This window comes from Acidimicrobiales bacterium (genome assembly GCA_041394185.1).
GTDB lineage: Bacteria > Actinomycetota > Acidimicrobiia > Acidimicrobiales > Poriferisodalaceae > JAAETH01.
Map to the genome: position 1 here is coordinate 1,153,947 of JAWKIQ010000002.1, position 26,137 is coordinate 1,180,083.

The 26,137-nt window shown below is 65.2% G+C and carries 30 protein-coding genes, 1 tRNA gene and 1 pseudogene; 25 read left to right on the top strand and 7 right to left on the bottom strand.

Annotated features, from left to right (window positions below; genetic code table 11):
• Positions 1-97: 97 nt before the first annotated feature.
• Positions 98-352 carry a WhiB family transcriptional regulator gene (locus R2770_13125; protein ID MEZ5281398.1) on the top strand — a complete coding sequence of 85 codons (255 nt, stop codon included), beginning with the start codon at positions 98-100 and terminating at the stop codon, positions 350-352.
• Positions 353-373: 21 nt separating this feature from the next.
• On the opposite strand, the gene selB is transcribed toward R2770_13125, so the two are convergent.
• Positions 374-2,092 carry a selenocysteine-specific translation elongation factor gene (gene selB / locus R2770_13130; protein MEZ5281399.1) on the bottom strand — a complete coding sequence of 573 codons (1,719 nt, stop codon included), beginning with the start codon at positions 2,090-2,092 and terminating at the stop codon, positions 374-376.
• 39 nt (positions 2,093-2,131) lie between these two features.
• Positions 2,132-3,388, bottom strand: a complete 1,257-nt coding sequence (gene selA, locus R2770_13135; protein ID MEZ5281400.1) for an L-seryl-tRNA(Sec) selenium transferase — start codon at positions 3,386-3,388, stop codon at positions 2,132-2,134.
• A gap of 60 nt (positions 3,389-3,448) precedes the next feature.
• Here selA and R2770_13140 point away from each other — a divergent pair, with 60 nt between their 5' ends.
• A complete protein-coding gene (locus tag R2770_13140) occupies positions 3,449-3,838 on the top strand; it encodes an FxsA family protein (protein MEZ5281401.1) in 390 nt (129 codons plus the stop codon).
• A complete protein-coding gene (locus tag R2770_13145) occupies positions 3,838-4,650 on the top strand; it encodes a hypothetical protein (GenBank protein MEZ5281402.1) in 813 nt (270 codons plus the stop codon). Before R2770_13140 ends, R2770_13145 begins: the two co-directional genes overlap by 1 nt.
• A gap of 21 nt (positions 4,651-4,671) precedes the next feature.
• Here R2770_13145 and R2770_13150 read toward each other — a convergent pair whose 3' ends face one another.
• On the bottom strand, positions 4,672-5,850 hold the full coding sequence (locus R2770_13150) for a P-loop NTPase (GenBank protein ID MEZ5281403.1): 1,179 nt from the start codon (positions 5,848-5,850) through the stop codon (positions 4,672-4,674).
• A gap of 147 nt (positions 5,851-5,997) precedes the next feature.
• Here R2770_13150 and erpA point away from each other — a divergent pair, with 147 nt between their 5' ends.
• The 5 genes from erpA to R2770_13175 are packed head-to-tail and all read left to right on the top strand — an operon-like array spanning position 5,998 to position 8,726.
• Complete coding sequence (erpA, locus tag R2770_13155; protein MEZ5281404.1) at positions 5,998-6,318, top strand: iron-sulfur cluster insertion protein ErpA; 321 nt, start codon at positions 5,998-6,000, stop codon at positions 6,316-6,318.
• Complete coding sequence (locus R2770_13160) at positions 6,299-6,604, top strand: GNAT family N-acetyltransferase (protein MEZ5281405.1); 306 nt, start codon at positions 6,299-6,301, stop codon at positions 6,602-6,604. Before erpA ends, R2770_13160 begins: the two co-directional genes overlap by 20 nt.
• The gene (locus R2770_13165) at positions 6,601-8,154 is read left to right on the top strand and encodes a 2Fe-2S iron-sulfur cluster-binding protein (GenBank protein MEZ5281406.1); all 1,554 of its coding nucleotides are present in this window, start codon (positions 6,601-6,603) and stop codon (positions 8,152-8,154) included. The genes R2770_13160 and R2770_13165 overlap by 4 nt, the downstream gene beginning before the upstream one ends.
• Positions 8,155-8,207: 53 nt before the next feature.
• A complete protein-coding gene (locus R2770_13170) occupies positions 8,208-8,561 on the top strand; it encodes a Rid family hydrolase (GenBank protein ID MEZ5281407.1) in 354 nt (117 codons plus the stop codon).
• Positions 8,562-8,570: 9 nt separating this feature from the next.
• Complete coding sequence (locus tag R2770_13175) at positions 8,571-8,726, top strand: hypothetical protein (protein MEZ5281408.1); 156 nt, start codon at positions 8,571-8,573, stop codon at positions 8,724-8,726.
• Here R2770_13175 and R2770_13180 read toward each other — a convergent pair.
• A complete protein-coding gene (locus R2770_13180) occupies positions 8,720-9,412 on the bottom strand; it encodes a response regulator transcription factor (protein MEZ5281409.1) in 693 nt (230 codons plus the stop codon). The genes R2770_13175 and R2770_13180 overlap by 7 nt on opposite strands.
• Positions 9,413-9,425: 13 nt before the next feature.
• A complete protein-coding gene (locus R2770_13185) occupies positions 9,426-10,760 on the bottom strand; it encodes a glutamine synthetase family protein (protein MEZ5281410.1) in 1,335 nt (444 codons plus the stop codon).
• Positions 10,761-10,937: 177 nt separating this feature from the next.
• Between R2770_13185 and glnII the strand changes: the two genes are divergently transcribed.
• From glnII to R2770_13225, 8 genes are all read left to right on the top strand, one after another.
• Positions 10,938-11,951, top strand: coding sequence for a glutamine synthetase GlnII (glnII, locus tag R2770_13190; GenBank protein MEZ5281411.1), 1,014 nt, complete (start codon positions 10,938-10,940; stop codon positions 11,949-11,951).
• 300 nt (positions 11,952-12,251) lie between these two features.
• A complete protein-coding gene (locus R2770_13195; GenBank protein MEZ5281412.1) occupies positions 12,252-13,202 on the top strand; it encodes a sigma-70 family RNA polymerase sigma factor in 951 nt (316 codons plus the stop codon).
• 62 nt (positions 13,203-13,264) lie between these two features.
• Positions 13,265-13,360: transfer RNA gene (locus tag R2770_13200), tRNA-Sec, on the top strand.
• Between the two features lie 121 nt (positions 13,361-13,481).
• Positions 13,482-14,567, top strand: coding sequence for an ATPase, T2SS/T4P/T4SS family (locus R2770_13205; GenBank protein ID MEZ5281413.1), 1,086 nt, complete (start codon positions 13,482-13,484; stop codon positions 14,565-14,567).
• Positions 14,564-15,280, top strand: coding sequence for a type II secretion system F family protein (locus R2770_13210; protein MEZ5281414.1), 717 nt, complete (start codon positions 14,564-14,566; stop codon positions 15,278-15,280). Before R2770_13205 ends, R2770_13210 begins: the two co-directional genes overlap by 4 nt.
• The gene (locus R2770_13215) at positions 15,277-15,822 is read left to right on the top strand and encodes a type II secretion system F family protein (GenBank protein MEZ5281415.1); all 546 of its coding nucleotides are present in this window, start codon (positions 15,277-15,279) and stop codon (positions 15,820-15,822) included. The genes R2770_13210 and R2770_13215 overlap by 4 nt, the downstream gene beginning before the upstream one ends.
• A 77-nt stretch (positions 15,823-15,899) precedes the next feature.
• Positions 15,900-16,133 carry a hypothetical protein gene (locus R2770_13220; GenBank protein ID MEZ5281416.1) on the top strand — a complete coding sequence of 78 codons (234 nt, stop codon included), beginning with the start codon at positions 15,900-15,902 and terminating at the stop codon, positions 16,131-16,133.
• On the top strand, positions 16,133-16,636 hold the full coding sequence (locus tag R2770_13225; GenBank protein MEZ5281417.1) for a pilus assembly protein: 504 nt from the start codon (positions 16,133-16,135) through the stop codon (positions 16,634-16,636). Before R2770_13220 ends, R2770_13225 begins: the two co-directional genes overlap by 1 nt.
• Positions 16,637-16,645: 9 nt before the next feature.
• Here R2770_13225 and R2770_13230 read toward each other — a convergent pair.
• Positions 16,646-18,628: pseudogene (locus R2770_13230) on the bottom strand (DEAD/DEAH box helicase).
• Between the two features lie 288 nt (positions 18,629-18,916).
• Here R2770_13230 and R2770_13235 point away from each other — a divergent pair.
• From R2770_13235 to R2770_13250, 4 genes are all read left to right on the top strand, one after another.
• Positions 18,917-19,207, top strand: a complete 291-nt coding sequence (locus tag R2770_13235; GenBank protein ID MEZ5281418.1) for a WhiB family transcriptional regulator — start codon at positions 18,917-18,919, stop codon at positions 19,205-19,207.
• A 16-nt stretch (positions 19,208-19,223) separates the two neighbouring features.
• Entirely contained in the window at positions 19,224-19,388 is a 165-nt protein-coding gene (gene tatA / locus R2770_13240; GenBank protein MEZ5281419.1) for a twin-arginine translocase TatA/TatE family subunit, read from the top strand.
• 110 nt (positions 19,389-19,498) lie between these two features.
• Entirely contained in the window at positions 19,499-20,065 is a 567-nt protein-coding gene (locus R2770_13245; protein ID MEZ5281420.1) for a sigma-70 family RNA polymerase sigma factor, read from the top strand.
• Positions 20,062-20,841: a zf-HC2 domain-containing protein gene (locus R2770_13250; protein MEZ5281421.1), complete on the top strand. Its 780-nt coding sequence runs from the start codon at positions 20,062-20,064 to the stop codon at positions 20,839-20,841. The genes R2770_13245 and R2770_13250 overlap by 4 nt, the downstream gene beginning before the upstream one ends.
• Positions 20,842-20,848: 7 nt before the next feature.
• Here the strand turns inward: R2770_13250 and R2770_13255 are convergent, their stop codons facing one another.
• Positions 20,849-21,127, bottom strand: coding sequence for a hypothetical protein (locus R2770_13255; protein ID MEZ5281422.1), 279 nt, complete (start codon positions 21,125-21,127; stop codon positions 20,849-20,851).
• 312 nt (positions 21,128-21,439) lie between these two features.
• On the opposite strand from R2770_13255, the gene R2770_13260 reads away from it, so the two are divergent.
• From R2770_13260 to pstB, 5 genes are all read left to right on the top strand, one after another.
• On the top strand, positions 21,440-21,688 hold the full coding sequence (locus R2770_13260) for a WhiB family transcriptional regulator (GenBank protein MEZ5281423.1): 249 nt from the start codon (positions 21,440-21,442) through the stop codon (positions 21,686-21,688).
• 212 nt (positions 21,689-21,900) lie between these two features.
• Entirely contained in the window at positions 21,901-23,040 is a 1,140-nt protein-coding gene (locus R2770_13265) for a phosphate ABC transporter substrate-binding protein PstS (protein MEZ5281424.1), read from the top strand.
• 127 nt (positions 23,041-23,167) lie between these two features.
• On the top strand, positions 23,168-24,148 hold the full coding sequence (pstC, locus tag R2770_13270) for a phosphate ABC transporter permease subunit PstC (GenBank protein ID MEZ5281425.1): 981 nt from the start codon (positions 23,168-23,170) through the stop codon (positions 24,146-24,148).
• Positions 24,148-25,221, top strand: a complete 1,074-nt coding sequence (pstA, locus tag R2770_13275; GenBank protein ID MEZ5281426.1) for a phosphate ABC transporter permease PstA — start codon at positions 24,148-24,150, stop codon at positions 25,219-25,221. Before pstC ends, pstA begins: the two co-directional genes overlap by 1 nt.
• A 68-nt stretch (positions 25,222-25,289) precedes the next feature.
• Positions 25,290-26,132, top strand: a complete 843-nt coding sequence (pstB, locus tag R2770_13280) for a phosphate ABC transporter ATP-binding protein PstB (protein MEZ5281427.1) — start codon at positions 25,290-25,292, stop codon at positions 26,130-26,132.
• The last annotated feature ends 5 nt before the right edge of the window (positions 26,133-26,137 follow it).

The following is a 26,137-nucleotide window of genomic DNA, read 5'->3' on the forward strand; positions in this document are numbered from 1 at the left end:
TTGGCAGGGGCCCAAACAACCCTTGTGGAATCGGTCACACGCTGGGTAGATTCGCGGATGGGGACACATCGAAACGCGATTTGGGGGGAGCCCGGATTTGGTTGCAGCGCAAAACCTCGATTGGCAGGTCAGGGCGGCTTGCCGGGGGCCTCAGGCCGCCGTCTTCTTCCCGCCGCCTCGGCATGAACGCAAGGCCGAAAAGCTCGAGCGCGAACGGCGCGCCAAGGCCATCTGTGACGAGTGTTCAGTTCGATCGGCCTGCTTCGAATACGCGATCGACATCGGCGAACAGCACGGCATCTGGGGTGGTCACAACGAGCTCGAGCGTCGCCGCTACCTGAGAGCGGTCTAGGTCTGCGGCGACCGCCGCAAATCACAACTGGGGCAACCTCGGGCCGGCGATGCGAACATCGCCGCGCCTTCTCGTGACTCCGGTCGAGTCCAGGTGCGCCAGCAGTGGAAGCGCGTGCTTGCGCGTGTTCCCCAGCCGCTCGCGAACTTCCGACACCGTGATGCCCTCGGGTTGATCTGCCAACATCCTGGCGATCTCCGCAGCAGCCTTCTCGATGGCCGTCGGCGTGAAATATCGGCCCTCGATGTGCAGCAGCAGCTTTCGCTGCACCAGGGTCCGCAGCTCGTCGCCAGGCACTCCTTCGGGGTCTGGCGGACTGAACGGTGAGGCGTCGACGGCCGTGACGTACGGATGATCCGAGAACGCGTCGGCCGCGGTGGCCATGCGCGCCAGACCCGACTCGACGACCACGTCTTCGAAGGTCTCCAGAACCACACGTTCGCGGTCGTCGAACGAAGCGATATCGACCCCTCGGTCGCCACTGTCTTGGACGCGCTGCTTGACCGAACTCGTGAGGTCGTTCAGCAGCCGAGGGTCGACCGCCCAGCGGCCCAGATCCGGCTGCCGTTGCTGACCCGTCAACAGCTCGAGTTCGGCCACGTCGACCCAGCCTCGCTCGAAGATCACTCGCTTGACGCTCATGTCGGGGGCGGCCTTTGATGCCGGCAGCACCGGTGCCACGTCGAGGATGCGACCGCCGCCGATGGTCTCTTCCCTGCCGAACTCGCGGATGACGAAGCGGTCACCCGGCAGCAGCGGCAAACGGCGATCGAGATGCAGGCGAACAGCTCCGGTGTTGCCTGGCAGCAAAGCCGACGGCCCCAGAATCCGCATCTTCACCGGGATCTCGGCCGCGCCCAGGTACATGGCGTACGCGCCGCGCCTGGACACTTCGTGGTCGATGCCCTCCAGCACGCGCAGCTCGGCGTCGACCCGCGAGCTTCTGTGCCACTGACGATCGAATACGACCACGTCACCGCGCTTGACCTCGGTGCGGTCGAGGCCCGACAAGTTGAGGGCCACACGGTTGCCGGGCCCGACCTTGGTTCGCTCGGCACCCTGCGACTGCACCGCCCGCACGCGCGCCCGGCGCTGGCCGGGCTCGACAACCACCTCGTCGTCGACGCGAAGCACGCCACCCGTGAGCGTTCCTGTCACCACGGTTCCGGCGCCCTTGGCCGCGAACGCACGGTCGATCCACATTCGGGGCCTCTTGAGATCGGCCGCTGTGGGGACGGCTGCGGTCAGGTCGTCGAGAGCCGAAATCAGGTCGTCTATGCCCGTGCGTTCGATGCTGTCGACGGCGATTACGGGTGCCTGCTCGAGGAACGTTCCTTCGAGGTGTTCGGTGACGTCCAGGTGGGCAAGCTCGAGCAGGTCGGGGTCGACCAGGCCGGCCTGGGTCAACACGACCACACCAGACGCGATGTCGAGCATCTCGAGGATGCGCAGGTGCTCTTCTGATTGAGGCTTCCAGCCCTCGACGGCAGAAACGACGAACATGCAAGCATCGACCGCTCCCACGCCGGCCAGCATGTTCTTGATGAAGCGAACGTGGCCCGGTACGTCGATGAAGCTGATGCCGCGCCCGGAGGGCAGGCGTGTCCAGGCAAAGCCCAGGTCGATGGTGAGGCCCCTGGCCTTTTCTTCGGCCAGGCGGTCTGGGTCGATGTCGGTCAGCGCCCTGACGAGGGTCGACTTGCCGTGGTCGACGTGCCCGGCTGTGGCTACGACATGCATCGAGACGACTCTAGGCGTCGGCAGTGGGCGACCGGCGGGCTACGCCAGCGTGGTCAGCGCCTGGGCCACGATGTCGTCTTCTTCGGGGTCGACGGTGCGCAGGTCCAGCAGCGTGCGCCCCTCGTGCACCCGCGCTACAACCGGTGTCGGGTGGGCCCGCAAGGTTTGGGTGTGATCACCCGGCAGTTCGATTGCAGCCGACGGGATGGTTGCGGTGGGCAGCGAACCACCGCCTGGTGCCGCTTGCGACTGCACGACCCTTCCCGTGCCGACCGCTTGCACGATTGCGGCTGCCCGTGCCTCGAGTTCGGCCACGGGCCGTGTGGCCATGGCCCAGAAGGGAATCTGGTTCCCCTGGCGTCTCAGGTAGGCCAGCGCTATCTGTTGAAGAGCGTCGATGGTCAGGTCGCCCGGCCGCAGCGCGCGCATCAGCGGATGGCGCGAGCACGCCGCGACCGACTCGGCCTTGCCGGCGATGATTCCGCACTGTGGCCCGCCCAGCAGCTTGTCGCCCGAGAACATCACCAGGTCGGCGCCGCTTTCGAGGGTTTGTCGCACAGCGGGCTCGTCGAGCAGCCATGAGGGTCGTCCATGTTCGAGCCACGGGCACGACTCGTCCAGCAACCCGCTGCCGAGATCGACGATGAGGGGTCGATCGAGATCGGCAAGGGCGCGCACCGACACCGACTCGCTGAATCCTTCGATGCGATAGTTGCTGGGGTGCACCTTCAGCACCGCGGTGACATCGTCGTTGGTTTCCAGCGCCCGCTCGAAGTCGCCGATGCGGGTGCGGTTGGTGGTGCCCACCTCGATCAGACGACATCCAGATTGTTCCAAGACCTCTGGAACCCGGAATCCGCCGCCGATCTCGACCAATTCACCCCGAGATACCGGCACAGCTCCACCGCGGGCCACCGCTGCCAACCCCAGCATCACCGCAGCCGCGCAGTTGTTGACGACGATTGCTGCCTCGGCGCCGCAGGCACGAGCCAGCAAGGCGCCAGCACGGTCCTGGCGGCTGCCCCGCTCGCCGGTCTGCAGGTCTAGTTCGAGGTTCGAGTAGCCGGCCGCCCGCTCGATGGCCAGAGGTGCGCGCCCCATGTTTGTGTGCAACAGCACGCCGGTGGCGTTGACGACCCTGGTCAGGAGGTTGCGCTCGGCTGTCGTGACGTATTCGTCGAACCGTTCGTGTGCGCCGTCGCGGATCGCAGCGCGGGCGGCGTCGACCAGCAGTGGGTGAGGAAGCACGCTGTCGGCGCGGGATCGGGCGATGGCGTCGACGGAGGGTGGTCGCACGGGCACGAGGTTACGGAGCGCGTCGGCAAACTGACAATGCCCCGACGATATGGTCAGGTCATGTCGTCACTCGCGGTTCTGCTCGCGGCCTTCATCATCGTGCCAATTCTCGAACTGGCGGTGATCATTCAGGTCGGGTCGTCGGTGGGTGTCCTGCCGACGCTCGGTTTGTTGATCGCGGTGAGCATTGTCGGGGCTTGGTTGGTCAAGTTCCAGGGCATGGGTGTGCTGATGCGCATGCGTCAACAGCTCGCCCAGGGAAAGATGCCCACCGACGAGTTGATGAACGGCGTGCTGATCCTGGTGGCCGGTGCACTGATGCTGACCCCCGGATTCCTCACCGATGCGCTGGGCCTGTCACTGTTGATTCCCCCGATCCGGGCGGCGATACGCCAGATGCTGGCTCGCCGGTTCACCCGCCGGGTCATTTGGGATATCGAGGAGATCTGATGGCCGAAACACCCAGTGCCGAGAAGTTGGTGCCGCGCCTGGCGGCGACCGTTTTGTTGGTACGCGACTCCAGCGCGGGCATCGAGGTGTTCATGCTGCGCCGCAACCTCAACAGTGACTTCGTCGGCGGCGCCTATGTGTTTCCGGGAGGTGCCGTGGACCAGTCCGACAAGACCGATCCGGGTCTGGCCGGTGTCTGTGGAGGCTTCTCGGACTCTGAGGCCAGTCTCAGGCTCGGTGTCGAGTCGGGCGGTCTGGCCCAGTACGTGGCCGCGATCCGCGAGTCGTTCGAAGAGGCGGGTGTGCTTTTGGCCCGCGATGGCGACGGTCGCCATGTGGCACTCGACGCCGACGCCGAGTTCTGGGCATCTGCGCGCCAAGACGTCTACGACGGCAAGGTGCGTTTGGCCCAGCTGTGTCGCGAACGCGGGCTTCAGCTCGAGGTCGACCAGGTTGGCTACTTCAGCCACTGGATCACCCCTGAGGGCCCGCCCCGCCGGTTCGATACGAGGTTCTTCGTAGCCCGCATGCCCGAGGGCCAGACGCCCCTGCACGACGGTGGCGAAACGGTCGACAGCGCCTGGATCTCGCCGGTGGTGGCCCTCGAACGTCAGCGTAAGGGCGAGTTCGAGATGATCTTTCCCACTATCAAGAACCTCGAAGACGTGGCCCGGTTCGACACCGTCGACGACCTGATGGCCGACGTCGCCAAGCGCCGCGATATCCCGGCGATCATGCCCCGACTGGTCAAGCGAGACGGCCAGCTCGTTCCGCTGCTGCCCGGTGACGACGGTTTCGACGAGGCCGGCTGAGCGCGACGGCCCCTCGATGGTTCAGTCGAGGGCGTCGAGGGCGGCCTCGACGGCGGCCATCATCCGAGCGCTGCAGCCCCCCAGGTCGTTGGGTGGCGCGATCTCGGTTGCCAGTTGCTCGACGATGTCGCGGATGGCCACAGCGGCTGGCCCCTGACCATCGATGGCCACCGGGCTGCCGGCATCACCTCCCGAGCTGACGGCCGCTTCGAGCGGTATCGAGCCGATCAGCGGAGCGCCGATCTCGTCGGCCAGGCGACGCCCGCCGCCCTCGCCGAACAAGGCGTAGGTCTCGCCGTTGGGCGTCACGAATGCGCCCATGTTCTCGATGACGCCTATTACTGGCATGTGGCTGCGGCGGGCCATGTCGGCGACCCTTGTGGCGACCTTCTGGGCCCCCCGCGCGGGAGTTGTCACCACCACCATCTCGGCCTGGGGCAGCAGGCGGGCCAGCGCCATCTGAACATCGCCGGTGCCGGGAGGCATGTCGATCAGCAGGTAGTCCATCGGGCCCCAGGCGACGTCGTTCAGGAACTGTTCCACGGCCTTGGCCAGCATGAGGCCACGCCACATCAGCGCCGATTCCTCGCTGTCGACAAGCAACCCCATCGACACGACCTGCAAGGTGTTGCCGCCGATCTGGGTGGTCTCGGGGCGAATGACCGGCCGGCCCGACTGCTGATCTCGTTCGGCTTCCAGCCGGTCGCTGACCCCCAGCATGCGGGGCACCGAAAAGCCCCAGATGTCTGCGTCGAGAACGCCGACCGAGTGACCCCGGGCAGCCAGGCCCGCAGCCAGGTTCACGGTGACCGACGACTTGCCGACGCCACCCTTGCCCGATGCGATTGCCAGCACCCGAGTGTTGGTGGGTACACGCGTTGGTGTGGCGTCCTCGCGCGCCTTGGCGCGGGCGCGCTCCATGGTTCGGGCCTTTTCCTCGGCGGTGAGCTCGTCCCAGACCAGCGAGACCTTGTCGATGGTGGGAAGGGTTTCGACCCGATGCTGCACGTCGCGCTTGATGGTTGCGCGCAGCGGGCACCCTGCGGTGGTGAGAGCGATCGTGATGATCGCCTCGGTGCCTGCGATCTCGGCACCCCTGACCATGCCCAAGTCGACGATGTTGTCGTTGAGCTCGGGGTCCATCACCCCTCGGAGGATCGCGATGACGTCGTCTGATGTGGCGGCGTTCGTCTCGGCCATGAATGGAATGTACCGAGCACGGGCTGGTTCGCCTCCCGCTCTCGAGTCGGTTCGTGTCGAGGGTTTCGGCTTGTGGAGGTGCGGCTCGGTGCCGGTAGGCTTCCTTCACTCGGGGACACCCAAAGAGCTTCTCCATCGGAGGTTTCGATGATCACTCTGACCGAAGGTGCCGCCAGCAAGGTCGGCGAGCTCATCAAGGAAGAGAACGAGCCTGGTCTGGCGCTGCGCGTGGCTGTGCGGCCCGGCGGGTGCTCTGGCTTCTCCTACGAGATGTACTTCGATTCTGAGTTCGCCGACGACGACATGGCCATCGAGTTCGATGGTGTCAAGGTCGTCTCCGACCCGATGAGCGCCCAGCTGCTCGAGGGCGCAACCCTCGATTTCAAAGACGGCCTGATGGGTTCTGGGTTTGCGATCGACAACCCGAACGCCCAGCGCACGTGTGGTTGTGGCAACAGCTTCAGCTGAAGGCTCGGGCTTCGGCCTGTTCGAGAACACGGCACGCGGCCGCTTCGAGCTGACGCGCGACGGTGAGCTGGTCAGCTTCGCCGAGTTTCACGCCGACGGCGACAATGTCGTGGTGCCCCATGTCGAGACGGTGCACGCACATCGTGGCAATGGATACGCGGCTCGCCTACTCGACGGCATGCTCGACATGTTTCGCGAACAAGGACGCACCATCACGCCCCTTTGCTCGTTCGCTGCCGGGCACGTGACGGCCGATCCGCGCCATCGCGAGCTGCTCGCCAAGTGAGCGACGGTGCGCGCCTCGGCTTCCAGCTGAACGGCCAACCGGTCGAAGTACCCGATCTGGGGCTCAGCCTGCTGGAGGTGCTTCGCGATCAGCTGGGCCGCATCGAGGTCAAGGACGGCTGCTCGCCACAGGGCCAGTGTGGTTGCTGCACGGTGCTGGTCGACGGAGCTCCCCGGGTGTCTTGCGTGACACCGGCCCGTCGCATACGCGGACGTTCCGTCACCACCGTCGAGGGCATAGAGCCCCAGCGGCGCGACCTTTGGGCCGACGCAATGTTTGCGACCGGCGGCAGCCAGTGCGGCTTTTGTACCCCTGGCATCATCTGCCGGCTGGAGGGGGCGGCGGCCAAGGGCGCCGATCTCACCGACCGCGGCACGGTCGACAAGGCCCTGCTGGGGCATCTGTGCAGGTGTACGGGCTGGTTGCCCATTCGTGAGGCTGCGGCGCTGGTGGCCCAAGGTGCCACGCAGCCAGACGACCGCGATGTGGCAGCCGCGTCACGGCGGGCCGAGCTGGAGGGCGGCGCACCTCAAAGGGTCGGCCCTTCGGTGGCCATAGGCCGATCAGGATTCGCCGACGACCTGGCCAGTCGCGATTCCCTGGTTGCGCTGCCTTCTGGAGACTCGTGGATCGTCGCCGAATCGATAAGCGAGGCCCGCGCCGCCATGGGCAAGGTGCAGGGTCGGCGCTCGTCTGTTGTTCCGACGCCCCCGATCGAGTTGCCGGCCGGCCCTTGGGCCGCCGCCCTGCAGACCTGCTGGACCGAGCCCGCCTACCTCGAGCCAGATGCTGTCTACTGCGAGCCCGGAGGGGTTCCCGTCGGCCCCCTCACCAACGGTGGTGCGTTCGGAGCCAAGGTCGATGACCACCTTCGGGCCGTTGCCGCCGAGCTTGCTACCCAACACGGTCGCCCCGTGCGGGTTCTCTACGACCGTGAAGATGTCGTGCGCAGGGGTGCCAAGCGGCCCCCGCTGGCCCTCGGGCTGCGGCCCGACATGTCTGGCGTGCTCAGGGTGGCAGCCACGCCCGGGGTCGAAGGCCTGGTGGCCGCGATCGCTCCAGGCGTTGTGGTCGAGCCGGTCGAGGTGTCGGGTCCGCCGACATCGATACATGTCCGCGGGGCGATCAGAGCCGAACTCGAGATGGCAATGGCCGCAATCCGCAACGACCACGAGGTGACCGTCACCCTCGATTCAGGCGCGTGGTGCAGGGCTGCTGTCGACTCCGATGGAGTCCACCTCGTGGTCTCGGCCGGAGCACCCCTAGACCCGGTGGTGTTGCGGTCGTACACGATCGGAGCCGCTCACCAGGCGTTGGGTTTCGTCGGCTCTGAGGCGCTGGCCGTCGACTCACAAGGCGAGGTCCAGGACCTGACCATCCGCTCGTTCGGGGTGCTTCGCGCAGTCGACACCCCACCGATTCACGTCGACATCGTCAACTCTGACGCCGCGCCTGTGGCCGTCGGCGAGGCGGTGTTCTGTGCAGTCGCGTCGGCGGCTTGGGCGCAGGCAGGGCGTCCCCAGGCCATTCCCGTCAGCGCAGCGACCTAGCCGGGTCGCCGCTACTGTTGCTCCATCCGACCGACGCGACCAGAGGTTCACCCATGTCCAAGCCAGTAGCGCACTATTCGTTGTTCCACCGTGCCGGTGACTGGGTGATCGTCTCGGGTCAGCTCGGACTCAGCGACGGTGCCCTGGTCGAGGGGGTCGAAGCTCAGGCCCGCCAGGCTCTCGTCAACCTGGCCTCGGTTCTCGAGTCGGCGGGCGCCACCATGGGCGACGTTGCCAAGTGCACCGTGTTCATGACCGACATCTCGGACTTCGCCACCATCAACGGCATCTACGCCGAGGCCTTCGGAGATCACAAGCCCAGCCGATCGGCCATCGCGGTTGCTGCCCTGCCACTGGGCGGCCTGGTCGAAATCGAGGCGTGGGCCTACGTGGGCCAGCAGAGCTAGACTGTCGCCATGCTCGGAGGAATCATCATCGTCGTGCTGCTATTGGTCGCCCCGGTGATCATCGTCGCCAGCATGTCGATCGTCGCAGCGCTTCTGGGCGGCGTCCTGAACAACGACGCCGCCGAACGCCACGCCGACAGCGAATTGCTCGAAACCAACTACTGATCTCGGGCCCAGCGCGACTGGCCGAACTTGTAGCCCACCGAGCGCACGGTCTGAATCAGGTTGGCGTTCTCTTCGCCCAGCTTCGATCGCAGACGTCGCACGTGCACGTCGACGGTCCTGGCGCCGCCGTAGTACTCGTAGCCCCACACCCGGTTCAGCAGGACTTCTCTCGTGAAGACGCGGCCGGGGTGGCTGGCCAAGAACTTCAGCAGCTCGTATTCCATGTAGGTGAGGTCGATCGGGTGACCCTCAACGGCGGCCTCGTACGTCTCGAGGTTCAGCACCAGCGGCCCATATTCGACCAGTTCGCCCGAGCCGGCCGTGCCCTCGCGCTGGAACAGGTGACGAAGTCTGGCCTCCAGCTCACGGGGGTGGAACGGGGCCAGGCAGAAGTCGTCGAACAGCTCGTCGCGCATCTCCAGCTCGTCCAGCTGGTTGCCGCGAACCAGCAGCAGTAAGGGTGGGGCTGCGTCGTCGCGCCTTCGCAGCGCTCGGCAAACGCCCCACGCCTCGTCGGTGGTCTCGACAGCGTCGGCTGAGATCACTGCCCCCGACCAGCCGTCGTCGGGCTCGGATCGAATCGCATCGAACTCGTCGGCGACGGGTTTCCACGAATAGCCGGCGAGGTCCAGGCTGCGAGCCAGCTCGGGCGGCGGCGGTGAGGGGTAGACGAGAATCGGTTCCACTTGGTTGCCAGCCTCACACGTTGCGCAGGTAGCGATCCAGCTCGAACTGGGTCACCTGCGACTTGTAGGTGGCGAACTCGGCTCTCTTGTTGCGGACGAACCACTCGAACAGATGAACACCAAGGACGTCTCTGGCCAGCTCGGATGCTTCCAGCTTGTCGAGGGCGGCGCCCAGCGAGTCGGGCAGTGGGGTATAGCCGGCCGCAGCCATCTGCTTTGGATCCATCTTGAACAGATCGGCTGGGGCCTCGGGGCCCAGTTCCATCTGGTTCTCGATCCCGTCGAGGCCGGCCGCCAGTATCAGCGCGAACGTCAGATACGGATTGCACGCCGGGTCTGGCGAGCGGTACTCGACCCGAGCCGACTCGGCCTTGCCCTTCTTTATCGAGGGCACGCGCACCAGAGCGGCCCGGTTGGACCGAGCCCATGACACCGAAACCGGGGCCTCGAAACCGGGAACCAACCGCTTGTAAGAGTTCACCAACTGGTTGGTGACGGCGGTTATGTCGGGTGCGTGGCGCAGCAGACCGGCCATGAACTGTTTGGCCACCGGGGTCAGCCCGATCGGGTCGTCGGGGTCGTGGAAGGCGTTCTCGTCGCCACGGAACAGCGACAGGTGTGTGTGCATTCCAGAGCCCTGATGCGCCGCCATGGGTTTGGGCATGAACGTGGCGTGCACGCCGTGTTCGATGGCGATCTCCTTCACGATCAAGCGGAAGGTCATGACGTTGTCGGCCATGGTCAGAGCGTCGGTATAGCGCAGGTCGATCTCGTGCTGGCTGGGGGCGTCTTCGTGGAACGAGTACTCGACGCTGATCCCCATGCTCTCCAGCGCCTGGAGTGTGCGCCGACGAATCGAGCTGGCGACGTCTGCGGTGGTCAGGTCGAAGTACGAACCCTGGTCCAGCGGAACCAGTGGCTGGCTGGGGTCACCCTTCTCGAACAGGAAGTACTCCAGTTCGGGGGCGACGAAGAACGTGAATCCGGCCTCCCTGGCCCGATCCAGTTGCCGGCGCAGAACCTGCCTGGTATCGCCCTCGAACGGTTCACCGTTGGCCCGGTCGATGTCGCAGAACATCCTGGCGACCCGCTCGTCGTTGTCGGTCCAGCTGAGCAGCTGGAACGAGTGTGGGTCTGGGCGGGCCAGAACGTCTTCTTCGGCGATGCGGCTGAATCCGTCTATCGACGAGCCGTCGAACAGCATGCCTTCCTCGAACGCCGCCTCGAGCTCGGCCGGGCCGATGTTCAGAGACTTGAGCTGACCGTGCACGTCTGTGAACAACAGGCGGACCAGGCGCACCCCGCGGTCCTCCACCTTGCGCATGACGTATTCGGTTTGGCGTTCCATGGCGCACATTGTCGACCCATCCGTCAGGTTCTTGGAAGGCCCCGGCCATCGGTTCACACTGCGTTCACATTCGGGCAATGTTCACGAAATCAGGTCCGATCTACAGTTTGGCCGTCGCAGTGAACGTCTGCGGCGTTCGACCTACGAACTCGACCCCCACACAACTAAGGACGTGCAGTGGCGTATCGCGCTGAATACTTGTGGATCGATGGCACGGAACCGACTGCCGAGATCCGTTCGAAGACGAGGATCCTCCAGGACGGCGCCGAGCCCGGCATCTGGGGCTACGACGGTTCCAGCACCAACCAGGCAACCGGCGACAACTCCGACGTCGTCTTGAAGCCGGTGTTCAGCTGCCCAGACCCGATTCGTGGCGGCGACGACATCATCGTGATGTGCGAGACCTTCCTCACCGACCTCGAGACCCCGCACCCCACCAACACCCGTGCCAAGGCCCGTGAGGCTTTCGAGAAGTACGGCGATCAGGAACCCCTGTTCGGCCTCGAGCAGGAATACACCATGATCGACCCCCGCACGGGTTGGCCGGCAGGGTTCCCGCCGAACGGCTTCCCCGCACCGCAGGGCCCCTACTACTGCGGCGTTGGTGCGCTGAAGATCCACGGCCGCCCACTGGTCGAGGAGCACACCAAGCTCTGCATCGATGCGGGCCTGATGATCTCTGGCACCAACGCCGAGGTCATGCCCGGTCAGTGGGAGTTCCAGATCGGCCCGGCCGACACTCTCACCGTCGCCGATCACATGTGGATCGCCCGCTACCTCCTCTATCGGGTGGGCGAGGAGTACGACCTCGAGATGAGCCTTGCCGCCAAGCCGATGAAGGGCGACTGGAACGGCGCCGGCATGCACACCAACTTCTCCACCAAGGCCATGCGCGAGAGCTACGAGCCCATCATCGCTGCTTGCGAGGCCCTGGGCGCCGAAGGGGTTCCCGAAAAGCACCTCACGGGTTATGGCCACGGCATCGAGGACCGCCTCACTGGCGCCCACGAGACCCAGCGCTATGACCAGTTCAGCTACGGCGTCTCCGACCGCGGCGCCTCGATTCGTATCCCCTGGCAGGTCGCCGTCGACCAGAAGGGCTACATCGAGGACCGCCGGCCCAACGCCAACGCCGATCCATACGTCATCACCGCCCTGATGACCGACACGGTCTGCAGCGCTCTCGCCTGAATCTGATCGTTCCGTTCGGATACAGACCGGCACCACTGGTGCCGGTCTGTACGCGTTTTCGCCTGGCTGCAACGACCAAATGGCGGCGTGTCCCCGCGAATTGCTCCATCGCGCTGGTAAACTCGCCGATCTGTCCTGAACGCGTGGCCGTCGCCGGGGGGTTTCCCAAAAGGCGGCGGGCATGTGATGCGGGGCCGTGTTGGTGCGGCACTGGATCGCTATCGTTTCGTGTCGAATCGGTGCGGTCTCGGTAGGGTACCGACACGAGCAGAGTGACTGCCTTCACAGGAGCGATACCACGTGGCCAAGGAGCGGGTAGAACGGGATGAGGAAGACCTCGTCCGGCTGTATCTCACCGACATTGGTCAGTACCCGCTGCTGACCAAGGACGACGAGGTCCGGCTCGCCCAGGCGATAGAAGCCGGCAACGAGGCTCGCGAGGTCCTCGATCGTGGAACCTGTGAGGAAGGCAAGCCGCTCACCGCAGCCAAGAAGCGCGAGTTCCGCAAGGCGGCTCGTGCCGGCGAAGAGGCCGAGCGCACCTTCGTCCAGTCCAACCTGCGGCTGGTCGTGTCGATCGCCAAGAAGTACCAGGCATCTGGCCTTCCTCTGCTGGACCTGATCCAGGAGGGCAACCTCGGGCTCATGCACGCAGTCGAGAAGTTCGACTGGCGCAAGGGCTTCAAGTTCTCGACCTATGCCACTTGGTGGATCCGCCAGGCAATCACCCGCGGCATCGCCAATACCGGCCGCACCATTCGGCTTCCGGTTCACGCGGGCGACACCCTGGCCCGGCTGCAGAAGGCCCGCTCGCGCCTGGAGCTGAAGATGGGCCGCCCTGCCACCTTGGCCGAGCTGGCGGCCGAGGTCGAGATGCCAGAAGACAAGGTCACCGAGGCCCTGCGGTTCGCCGCCGAACCGCTGTCGTTGTCAGAGCCATTGCGCGAAGACGGCGATGCCGAGTTGGGCGACGTCGTCGAGGACCGCTCGGCCGAGTCTCCGTTCGAGGTTGCAGCCACGGCATTGCTGCCCGAAGAGATCAACCGCCTTCTCGCCCCGCTCGACGAGCGCGAGCGCGAAATCCTGAAGCTGCGCTTCGGTCTCGACCGGGGCGAGCCGCGCACCCTAGAAGAGGTCGGTGAGCATTTCAGCCTCACCCGCGAACGTATCCGCCAGATCGAGGCCCGGGCGATGTCGAAGCTCAGGCATCCATCCAGCGACACCGGTGCCCGAGACCTCCTGTCGGTCTGATTCGGGGCTACGGTCGAGCCTCCCAGCCGAACTTGTTCGGCCAATCGAGCGAACGTGGTCGGGGAGGTGTCCGAGCGCCTGGTGGGCTCCCCCGCCTTCAAAGCGGGTGGGACGGGTGATCCCCGTCCGGCGGGTTCGATTCCCGTCCACCTCCGCCACGTTCACGCTCGCACGCTCCGCCGTGTCACCGTCACAGTGTCCCGATAGGGTCTGACCCAACTTCCTCCTCCAGACAACTTCCCCCACTGTTGAAGTCGTCTCTCTAAGAGGAGTCTCCGCGTGGTCGCTGCAAGCGAACCGCTCGACGGTGTCGATGCCGGGTTCGGCGAGATATCCGTGCTGGTGTCGGCCGTTCACCGCCGTGCCGCAATCGATGGGGTCGAACATCCTTCGGCTCTGGCCGAACTGGCCCGCTCGTTCGCTCCATGGGCTTCTGAGCCCGTATTGGCCAGCGTGGTCGCCGCAGTACGGCGTCGCGTGCTCGGTTTGGGCGAGATCGAATCCTTGCTCGGCGAGCCGACGGTCTCGGATGTGTTGATCAACGGCCCGGGCCCGGTGCTGGTCGAGCGCGACGGATCGCTGGAGGTTTCGTCGGTGGTGCTCGATGCCGACGGTGTGCGCCTTCTCGTCGACCGAATCTCGGCATTGACCCGGCGCCGGCCCGACGTGCGCTCGCCCGTGATCGAGAGTTCGCTGCCGTCGGGTCACAGGGTGACCGTCGTCGTTGCGCCGGTGGCAGTGCGAGGCCCGGTGGTTGCCATCCGGCGACGCCGCACCGACCTCGCCGGCATCGGCTCGTTCGTCGAAGCTCGGTCGGGTTTGATCGGCCAACTCCTGGAGCTGGTGGGGGAGGGTTCGTCGATCCTGGTCGCAGGCGTCACCGGCGCCGGCAAGACCACCCTCATCGGCTCTCTACTCGATGCGGTCGACCCACGCGAGCGCGTCGTCGTGATCGAGGACGTCGCCGAGATCGTCACCTCCCATGGTGATGTGGCCCGCCTGGTGGCCCGCGACGATGGCATCAACCCCACGGTGGGCCTCGGCGATCTGGTGCGCGTGGCGCTGCGGCTCAGGCCCGACCGCATCGTCGTTGGTGAGGTGCGTGGCGCCGAGGCGACCCATCTGGTGCATGCCCTTTCCACCGGTCACCGGGGCGGCCTGGCCTCGATACATGCCGGAGATGCCCACGCGGCAGCTGCCAGGCTGACCTCTCTCTACCGGGCGGGGGTCGAGGGTCCACTCGACGACGCCGGCGTCGACCAGCTGTCCAGGGCTTTCGACAAGGTGGTGGTGCTCGGCCGCTGTCCAGACGGTCGCCGAGCCATTGTCGATGTGGCCGAGTTCAGGCTCGGATTCCGCCGATGACCGTTGTTGCCGGGGTGCTGGCTCTGGCGGCGACACGCACTCATCGGCTCATACCCCCGGCTGCGGGTGCGGCAGCGTTCGCGGCGTCGGGTGCCATTTGGCTCGGGCTGCTGGCCTTCGACGTCGCGGTTGGCTTCCAGATCGCGCGTGCTGTTGCACAACGCAGATCTCGGATGCGGGCTCGTAAGGCGTTGCCAGAGTTTGTCGAGGCCGCCGGGGCCAGCCTCGGGGTCGGCTTGCCTCTGGCCGATGCGCTCAGAGGGGCTTCGCTCCTGGCGCCGGGCCTGGGCGCCGAGTTGGGTCACGTAGTCGGCCGGCTCGAGGCCGGGGCGCCGTATCAGCTGGCCACCGAGCCGTTGCGGTCGCACGCCGACCCAGACGTGCGCTTCGTCGGCGCCACCATCGAGTTGGCCGCCGAACGCATGTCAGATGCCGAGCCAACCTTCTTGGGTGCTGCGGTGGCGATGCGCGAGCGCAGGCTCAGGCGCTCGGAGATTTCTGCACAGGCCTCTCAAGCCACAGCGTCTGCCCTCCTGATGGCGCTCGTGCCCCTGGCTGGTGTCGCGTTCGGATTCTTCGGCCGAGCGGGCATATTCGACCCTCACCTCGACGCGACGTTGGCCGCAACGGTGCTGAGCGCCGGAGTTGCACTGTCGCTCGTGGGCACCGCCTGGTCGTTGCGGTTGATAACCCAGGTCGAGGCTTCGGTATGACCTCGATGTTGTGGGCGGGGGTTGCCTGGGCCATCTGGGTGTGGTTGCCGCCGGCATTGCGCAGGCGCGTGGCCACCGGCCTCCGCAGAAGCCGTGCCCGGCCGGCCCTCCGGGCTTGTGAAGCCTCTGATCTGATCGATCTGCTGGCTCTATCGGCCCGGCGTGGCGCCAGCCTCGGCGAGTCCCTGGGGCGTTGTGTCCGCTTCTCTCCCCCCGAGCGCAGTGAGTTGTTGGCGCCTGTCGAAAGAGCTTTGGCCCTGGGCACCAGTGCAACCGACGCCGTCAGGCTGGCCGCAATCGACCCGGCCACCCCTCTGGGCCTGGCGCTCGACGCCCTGGCCGATGCAGCGGCCTCGGGCCGGCCCTTGGCCGCCGAACTCGATCGCATCGGCGCCGATCTGCGCCGGCTCGATTCGCAGGAACTGACTGCTCGGGCGCGCAGGTTGTCGGTGTGGCTCAGCGGTCCTCTCGTTATGTGCCATCTGCCTGCGTTCGCGCTCGTTGCCGTCGTGCCGTCGCTGCTGGCCGTGCTCGGACCATGAGGCCTCAGCACCGGTCGCCACGATCCCCAAACCCCACTTCCCCCTTCCACATCCTCCCAACGAAGGGAACCAGATCAATGCTCGAAGAAGTCGCACAAGACAGCGGGGCGCCTGCCCGTGTTGTCGGCGAAACGCCCGCCACCGGACAACGCACCAAGGACGAGGCCGGCCAGGCCACGGCCGAGTACGCCCTCGTGACCGGAGTCGTCGCGCTGGTGGTGGGCCTAGCCGCCGCCTGGGCCGCAGGTACCGGAAAGGTTTCTTCACTGCTCGACGCTGTGTTCGACGGTCTGGTCAGAGCGGCCGGCTGATGCAGACCGCAGACGACGACGGCCAGGCCACCGTCGAATTGGCGCTGGTGCTGGGCCCGATCCTGTTCATCGCGTTGGCGGTGCTGCAGGTCGGGTTGCTCTGGCGTGATCAATTGATGGTGGTTCACGCCGCCCGCGAAGGTGCGCGTGCGGCCGCTGTCGGAGGTGACGAGTCGATGGTTCGTGCCGCGGCGTTGGGCTCGACCTCACTCGACCCGGGCAGGCTCTCGGTGAACCTGAGCCGAGGCTCGCAGTCTCGAGCTGTGGTCACGGTCACCGTGGTCTACGGCCCTCCCACATCGCTGGGCCTGTTCGGAGCACTACTGGCCAACAGGAAGCTCTCGGCCGAGGCCACCATGATGCTCGAGGCGTCATCGTGCGATCAGGTCGAGGACCTCGATTGCTCGGACCTTGTCCAGGCGGGTGTTGCCGCGATCGCAGTGGGCGCTGACCACACAACTGGGGCAACCAGAGGTGCAGTCACACGAGCGCACCAGGGCTGAGGCCTGGGCGGCGACGGCGTCGAGGTTGCGAAACAGCAGTGCCGAGATGCCGTTGCCGCCCGTCCTGCCGTCGTGGATACACATCCGCACGCGGCTCGACTGCCGGCGGGTGTGGCCGATCAGGTCGCCGGTGTCGCATATCGCGAACAGTCCGGCCGCGGCGACAAGGGCGTGTTCGGCGGCGTGGATCGCGGCCAAGGTCGGCCGCGCGCGTCCGCCGAAGTCGATCCACAGACCCTCGGTCGTCCACGTGCGCGGATCGACCGCCAGGTCGAATCGCTCGGATCGCCCCGAGCGGCGAAGCACATAGCCGTCGACGCTCTCGGTCAGTCCGACTCGTCCGAAGGCGGCCACCGGCTTGCCTGATCGATGCTGAACGGCTTCCAGTACCTCCAGCTCGATCGACTTGACCGGCGAAGTCGAGATATCTCCTCGCTGGTCGGGCTCGACCACGGCAACGGCTCGGGCGAGGTCCAGGCTCACCACCTGCCAAGCGCATCCCCGGTGTACGTATCTCGCACCTGGGTGCACCTCGCTGCGGGCCCGCGACTTGTCGGTCGTTCCGACCAGAGCACCGTTTCGGTCTTCGATGCGCACCACGCCACCGTCGCTCGACCGCAGTCCAATGCCTCGGGCCGGGTTGGCGCCGGCGCTCAACCGTGCTCTGCCGCCCGCGACCTCTATCAGGCCCACCCTTGCCAGGTCGCAGACAGCCTCGTCCAGCGTGTTGGGCCAGTAGGCGAGATCGGTCATGGGGTCGAGAGGTACTTCATGAGCCGCGCACGCGAGGTGACGCCTGACGACGTGCAGCGCCTCGACATTCAACACAGCCGCCTCGGCCGGCCGGGACAACAACTCGTCTGGATGGGTCGCGAACCATCGGTCCAGTTGGTTGTTCCCTGCCACCAGGATCGAGGCCGAGTGTTGGCCACGCCGGCCCACCCGCCCTGTCTGCTGGCGCAGCGACGTCAGCGATCCCGGGAATCCGGCCGCAATGGTCACGTCGAGGTCTCCGATATCGATGCCCATCTCGAGAGCCGAGGTCGTCACCACTCCCTGAAGTCGGCCGTCCTTGAGTCTGTGCTCGATCTCCCGGCGTTCGTCAGGCGTGTAACCCGCTCGGTAAGCCTCGATCTCGACTCGAGGGTTTTGTCTCTTGGCCGCGGCTGCGATCGCTTCGGCGCCGGCTCTGGATCGAGCAAAAACGATAGTTCTGTGGCCTTCGGCAGCGAAGTGGCACAGCAGGCTGGCGGCCTCCTCGGTGAGGCCATTCGGGCTCTGCCTGGTGTCCCACACGGCGTGGGTGCGGGGCCCTCTGGGAGCACCGTCGACGTCTACGACCTCGACCGGCGAGCCGAGCAGCTCGCTGGCCAGGCGACCAGGGTCGTTGATGGTGGCGCTGGTGAAGACGAACCGGGGTTTCGATGCGTGCAGCTGTGTCACCCGATGGAGGCGGCGCAGGATCTGGGCCATGTGCGACCCGAACCCGCCCCGATAGGTGTGGAGTTCGTCGACCACGACGTAGGTCAGGTTGGCCCAGAAGCGGGCCCATCGCATGTGGCCTGCCAGCAGCGATGTGTGCAGCATCTCGGGGTTGGTGAAGACGATGTTGGCCCTTCGCCTGGCCTCTGACCTGAGCTCGACGTCTGTATCCGCGTCGTAGCCGACGCACACGGCCGGCGCCACCATCTGCGCCATCGTTCGAAGCTGGTCGTGGGCGAGAGCCTTCGTGGGCTGTATGACCAGTGCCGTCGCAGCCGGATCGGTGTTCAGACGTGCGACTATCGGCAGCTGATAACACAGCGACTTACCCGACGACGTCGCCGTGGCCACCACGACGTCTCGGCCCGCTGCGATCAGGTCGATCGCTTCGGCCTGGTGCTGCCATAGACCATTCGGGGCTAAACCGGCGAGGCCCTGAGGTGTGTCGTCGCCCGGATGCGCTGGACGACCGTATGTGGCTCGCCGAGCCGGCTCGGTCGCCCGCCACACGAGCCGGGGATCGTTCGAGAGCCGTTCGATCGCCAGCCCCAAGGAATCGTCAGGTGTGGTCAATTTGTGTGCTCGAGTCGGCTGATTCAAGCCTCAGAGTGGGCAGTGGGTTGCGGAGCGCGCGATATGTCTCGACCCGTGGTTGACCTTGAGGATTTATTTGCGAAACCGTCATGAAGGCTCCACAATCGCGTGGTTGTAATTACTTCGACGTCATCTAAACCCTAAGCGGGTCGACACCCAACCATCGCGCACATCGGCCCCGGCCGTTGTTGCAGCAGGAGCCCAATGTCACTCATCCCCGAATCTGCGCCCGATTTCGAGGACGCTGAACCGAAGACCTGGTGGGACTTCGCCAACTGTCTCGGAGTCGAGCCCGATCTGTTCTTTCCAGAACGGGGTGCGTCGACGAAGGAAGCCAAAGAGGTTTGCCGAGGCTGTGTGGTTCGCGAGGACTGCCTCGAGTATGCGCTGGTTCAGGGCGAGAAGTTCGGTATCTGGGGCGGAATGAGCGAGCGAGAGCGCCGGCGCCTGCGCCGCCAGCGTGCACTGGCGCGGCGCGCGGCGGCCGGGGAGTAGCGCTAGCCTTCAAATCGTGAATATCGGACCGCCCGAACTGATCCTGATCCTGCTCGTCGTGCTCTTGCTGTTCGGTGGCGCCAAGCTCCCGAAGCTGGCGCGTTCGCTGGGTCAGGCTCAGCGCGAGTTCAAAGACGGCCTCCGCGAGGGTTCCGAGGACCCTCGCGACGACCAGGATTGACGATCTCGCCAGGGCTTGGGCAATTAGTCGGTCTGCGGGAACCTCGACAGTGAGGCCGACGTTGCAGACGTGTGACCGCCACAGTTCTGCTTCCCGCCACGAGGTTTGTCGTGGCTGACTCCCGGCGAGCCCGACGGCGATCGAGATCACACGCTGACGCTCGACTGGCCGTTCCCACCTGGGAAGAGGTCGCCCGCGAGCACGGTGCCTTCATCTACACGGTCGCCTATCGACTCACAGGCAACCGGGCCGACGCCGAAGACTTGGTCCAGGATGTTCTCGTCCGCGTGCAGCGCGGCCTCAGGACCTACCGGCCCGGATCCATGCAGGGCTGGCTGTCGCGTATCACCACCAACGCCTTCCTGGACGAAGTCAGGCGCAAGAAGCGCCGTCCGGCCGACGCCCTTCCAGAGGACAACCCCGAACGGGTTCTGCCCACTTCATCTCCTGCCGATGTGACCCTGGAAGGCGAAACCTTCTCCGACGAGGTCCAACAGGCGTTGGCCGAACTCTCCGAAGACTTCCGAGCGGCCCTGGTCCTGAGCGATGTGGTGGGTCTCAGCTATGCCGAGATCGCCGAGGCGCTCGACACGCCGCTCGGCACCATCCGAAGCCGAATCCACCGAGCCAGGTCTCAGATGAGGGACGCGCTCGACGCCACCAGGAGCGAAGCGTGACATCCACCGACGACGTTTCTGAATTGTTGAGCGCATACATCGACGGCGAGCTCAATGACGCGGAACGGGCCGCAGTCGAGGCAGCGATGCTCGAAGACCCTCAACTGGGGCTTCGGATGGCTGAGCTGAGCGACGTCCGCCAGCGCATACGAGATCTACCGCTTCTCGAGATGCCCACCGAGTTCGCTCAGGCGCTCGATCGACGTTCACCGTTTGGTCCGGTCGCTCGACCGCGTCGCCGCACCCGCACCCGGGCTGCAGCACTGAGCGCGCTGGTGTCGGTCGCTTTCTGGGGCGTGCTGGTCGGAACCGGGTCATCGACCGAGGTCCTTCCCGATCTGGCCGGTGTGGTTGCTTTCGAAGCCCAGGCGGCTGCCGGCTCGAACGAGACAGCGGAGGCCGATCAGTCGATGCCTGCCGAGGCCGAGGGCTTTGCCCTGGTTGCGGCAATGCGGCGTGGTGGAGTCGACCATTACCTCTACTCGAACGGTCGAGAGGAGGTGTCGGTGATGGTTCAGCGCGGTCGCGTCGACTGGGGTGGCCTGCCCGGTGGTGAGAGGCTCGAGGTCGCCGGAAGCCCGGCATGGCTTGGCACCATCGAAGACCGCCACTTCCTGGTGGTGGGGCGAGGCGACTCGGTCTACCTGCTGTCGGGCTCGGTAATCGACGACATCTTGGCTATGACCGACATGATGCCTGAGACCGAGCGGTCATGGGGCGACAAGGTCGTCGACGCAAGCCGACACCTCGTCGACCTGGTGGGCCTCGAGCCCTAGACCAAGGTCAGTCTTGGCCGTCTTCTGGGATGCCCAGGTCCCACGACAGGTCGATGTTCTCGCGTTCGGCGTCGCGGGCAACGCGTTCGCGGTTGCGGCGGAACTGGGGATCGTGGGGAGGCAGCAGCAACAGCCTCGCATTGGTGCGCGTGCGGAAGTCGTCAACCACTGTCTGGTCTCCGAAGGTGCACTCGACCTCCCAGTGGGGCGCGACCGGGCCCAGATACACGATGCGGGCGCCGGCGACGGGCGGGATCGTTTCTTCGCTGGTCTCGATGTTGCTCACGCTCACTCCTAACGAGATCGACCGACAATCCTACCCGTCGTCGTCGACGCTGCGTGGGAGTGCCGCACCGAGATCGTCTCAACAAAAACGTAGCAATTCCGTCACCGTTCTGTAATATCCCGATTCGGGGTGGTCGAGCCGCAATACCCGAGACCGACGTGCGTTGCAGATTCTGAAGCTTCTGTTGGGCTCGGGGTGCGAGGTTCGGACCGCGGGCGGAACCCAGAAAAACAGTCGACAGGAAAACCTGGCGATCTCGGGAACCGAACGGCTAGTTCGTTCGTCGTAGAGGTCAACGGAGGGGTTGCGCATATGAGCACGAACTGGATGTCAAAGGGGAACTGTGCGGACCGTCCGCCCAGCGAATTCTTCCCAAGCGATGGAGTCGGCGTCGACCGGGCCCGCAAGGTCTGCGCCACTTGCCCTGTCAAGGAGGTCTGCCTCGAATACGCCCTGGTCAATCGCATCGACCACGGCGTCTGGGGCGGGGCCAGCGAGCGAGAACGCCGCCGCATCCTGAAGCGTCGCAGACTGGCCGCCATGGCCGTCAACGCCGGCTGAACCCAGACCGCAAGGGTGCGTGTGACAGGTGTTACACGAGATCTGTAAGCGCATTCATGCCTTCTGACCAGGCAGTTTGCCTTTCGTTCACCTTTGTTCATGCCGTGTTCAGGTAACGAACAGCTGAACGCAATAAGCCATATCTAGGTTGTCGCCTCGATGACCGCCCCAAGCCGGCGGTCCCGATGTATCCCGCCGAGGAGGCAACCCCCGTGAAGCAAACGAAGCGACTGGTCTGGTTCCTGACCATTGTCCTTTCCCTGAGCCTCGTCGCAGCCGCATGCGGCGATTCCGACGACTCGTCGAGCGATGATGGCGGCGCCACCACCACCGCTGCTGGCGACTCCGGTTCTGATTCTGGCTCGATGGCCGGAACCCTGATCGGTGCAGGCGCCTCTTCGCAGAAAGCCGCGATGGACGCCTGGAAGGCAGGCTTCCAGACCGCTAACCCCGACGTCACCGTGAACTATGACCCCATCGGTTCGGGTGGCGGACGCGAGCAGTTCTTGTCCGGCGCCACGATGTTCGCCGGGTCGGACGCCTATCTCGATGAGGAAGAACTCGCTGCTGCGGTCGATCGATGCCCAGGCGAGCGCGGTGCCATCAACCTGCCCCACTACATCTCTCCGGTTGCTGCCGCGTTCAATCTTCCGGGCATCGAGACCCTCAACATGACGCCCGCCACGTTGGCAGGCATCTTCGCCGAGACCATCACCAACTGGAACGATGCGGCCATCGCCGCAGACAATCCAGGCGTCGAGCTGCCCGATCTGGCGATCAACCCGGTTCACCGCTCGGACAAGTCTGGTACCAGCGAGAACTTCACCGACTACCTCGCAGCTGCTGCTCCCGACGTATGGACGTTCGGTCCGATCGAGGAATGGCCCGGCGATCTCGGTGGTGAGGGCGCCGACGGCACCTCTGGCGTCGTGGCCGCAATCACCGCCGGTGAGGGTTCGATCGGTTACGCAGACGCCAGCCAGGTGGCCGGTCTGGGAGCGGTGGCCATCAAGGTCGGTAACGAGTTCGTGGCCTTCACCCCCGAAGCAGCCGGTCGCATCGTCGATGTGTCGGAGGTCGTGGCCGGTCGTGGCGAGTTCGACTTCGCCATCGAAGTGAACCGCACGACCGAAGAGGCTGGCGTATATCCAGTGGCCCTCGTTTCGTACCACATCGTCTGCCTCGACTATCCGACCCAGGAGGAGGCCGACCTGGTCAAGGCGTTCATGACCTACATCGGGTCGGCCGAGGGCCAGGCGACTTCCTCGGAGTTCGCCGGATCAGCCCCTATCAGCGATGAGTTCCGTCAGCGCCTCGCCGTAGCCATCGACGCCATCGGCGTCGCTGGCTGAGCCGTCGGCGAAGCGAACCAGGGCCCGGTGGCGTCGTCGATGGCGCCACCGGGCTCTTGCTCTTGACGAGCTGTAAGCCGACGCCCCAACCTTGGGCGCTCGCTTCCAGCGACAAGGAGTGCTCACATTGACCCTCACAGAAGCAGGGCCTGCCGAACCCACAGGAAGTACTCCTTCCGAGGGCGTCGCGTACAAGGCCCCGTCGTCGCTGGGCGATCGCCTGTTCAGCTTGACGGCCGTCGCGTCGGGAATAACCATCCTGGTGATCCTCGCGGGAGTGGCGATCTTCCTGTTCGCCGAGGCCCTGCCGACCTTCACCAACGACAGTTCCGCGATCGAGCCAGGCGACACGTTCTTCGAATATGTGGCGCCGTTGGTGTTCGGCACCGTCTGGGCTTCTGCCCTTGCACTGCTGTTGGCGACGCCTCCGGCGGTGTTCGTGGCTCTCTACATCAGCCACTACGCGCCGAAGCGACTGGCCCAATCACTCGGTGCTCTCGTCGACTTGTTGGCCGCCATTCCGAGCGTTGTATACGGCCTGTGGGGCATCTTCGTACTGGCGCCGGCACTCGCTCGTGGTCCCTATCCGTGGTTGGAGGACAACCTCGGATTCATCCCCTTGTTCGCCGGACCTACTTCGCCGTCTGGTCGGACCATGCTGACCGCCGCAATCGTCCTGGCTGTAATGATCTTGCCGATAATCACCGCGGTGTCGCGAGAGGTGTTCCTGCAGACCCCGAGGCTGCACGAAGAGGCGGCGTTCGCGCTGGGGGCCACCAAGTGGGAGATGATCAGGATGGCTGTCTTTCCCTACGGGCGATCGGCGGTGATCAGCGGTGCGATGCTGGGCCTCGGCAGGGCGCTGGGCGAGACCATGGCAGTGGCTCTGGTCTTGTCCCCTGCAGATGTGATCAGCTTCAACACGATCTCGACCCAGAACTCGAACACCATCGCGGCGAACGTCGCACTCAAGTTCCCCGAATCGACGGGACTCGAGGTGAATCGCCTCATAGCAACCGGCTTGGTGTTGTTCGCCATCACGTTCGCAGTCAACTACTCGGCTCGGTGGGTCATCGAGCGTCGCGCCGAGTTCTCTGGAGCAAACTGATGGGCGTCACACTCGATCACAAGATGGATCTCGGACCCGAGCCCCTGCCCCAGATAAAGGTCGACCGCAAGATCGTCGCTGCGGTTGCGGTGTCTTCGACCTTGGCGGGCGTCGTGATCTCGTTGCTGCTGATGGGACGGTTCAGCATCGCCATGACGATGCTGCTGTCGTTCATCATGTACCTGATCTCGATCTACGCCCTCACGCGCAAGCTCGAGGACGCTCGCGAGGCGAGCAACAAGCTGATGGCAGGCGTGGTCACGGGCTCGTTCGCACTCATCGTGTTTCCCCTCGTCTCCGTGCTTTGGACCGTGGTCTCCAAAGGTGCGGCCCGATTCGACACGATGTTCTTCTCCGAGAGCCTCAGAAACGTACTGGGCGACGGTGGAGGCGGCCAGCATGCGATTGCGGGCACTCTGATCGTCACCGGCATCGCCGCTGTGCTCTCGGTGCCCATCGGCATCATGGTCGCCGTCTATCTTGTCGAGTACGGTCGAGGGCCGCTGGCCAAGGCCGTCACCCGCATGGTTGATGTGATGACCGGTATTCCCTCGATCGTTGCCGGCCTGTTTGCCTACGCACTATTTGTGTTGTTCACCGGCCCCGGGCACCGATCGGGGATGGCTGGTGGTGTGGCACTGGCCGTCTTGATGATGCCCATCGTCGTTCGGACCTCCGAGGAGATGCTGAGGCTGGTTCCCAACGAACTGCGCGAAGCCTCGTATGCGCTCGGGGTGACCAAGTGGAGGACGATCGTGAAGGTCGTCATCCCCACAGCGATCGCCGGAATCCTCACCGGCGTCACGCTGGCGATTGCCAGGGTTGTGGGTGAGACGGCGCCGCTGCTGGTTACAGCCGGCCTCGCCGACAGTCTGCACACCGACCCGTTCAGCGGCCGAATGACCACCCTGGCCACGATGGCCTACTACTCGTACAAGACTCCGGGCGTTCCACCTCAGGCGAGCTACGACCGCGGCTGGACGGCCGCCCTCGTGCTGGTGCTGATCGTGGCCTTGTTGTTCGCGATCGCGCGCCTGCTTGCACGAGTTCTCAAACCCAAGGGGCTCCGATGACAGACCAGACACACTCGATCGATTTGGCAGACCTGGAGCGACCGATCGAAATGAACGAAGCTAGGCAGATGTCTGAAGACTCGACCGACAGCCAGAAGGCGACAGCCAAGGTCGCTGAACCAGCACGCGACTCGGGTCACCGAATCCGCGTGGACGACCTCGACATCTACTACGGCGACTTCCTGGCGGTGTCGTCGGTCAGCATGGAGATCGAGCCCCAAAGCATCACAGCCCTGATCGGCCCATCCGGCTGCGGTAAGTCGACCTTCTTGCGTTCGCTCAACCGGATGCACGAGGTGATTCCGGGCGCCCGGGTTCATGGCACAGTCGAGCTCAATGGTGTCGATCTCTACGGTCCGGGTGTGGACCCGGTGGCCGTGCGCCGCAAAATCGGCATGGTGTTCCAGAAGCCCAACCCGTTCCCGACGATGTCGATATACGAGAACGTTTTGGCTGGGATGCGCCTCAACTCGCGTCGTATGTCCAAATCGGAAGCAGACGGCATAGTCGAGAAGTCGCTGCGCGGCGCCAACCTCTGGGAAGAGGTCAAGGACCGTCTCGACAAGCCCGGAAGCGGGCTCTCGGGTGGTCAGCAACAGCGTCTGTGCATCGCCCGCACCATCGCAGTAGAGCCCGAGGTCGTATTGATGGACGAGCCATGCTCGGCTCTGGACCCGATCTCGACTTTCGCTATCGAGGCCCTCATGATGGAGCTGAAGGAGAAGTACACCATCGTCATCGTGACCCACAACATGCAGCAGGCGGCGCGGGTCAGCGACATGACGGGCTTCTTCAACATCGAAGGCACCGGCAAACCGGGCAAACTGGTCGAATACGGCCTTACGGATCGGATCTTCTCCAATCCGACCCAGAAGGCAACCGCCGACTATGTGACCGGACGATTCGGCTGATGGGA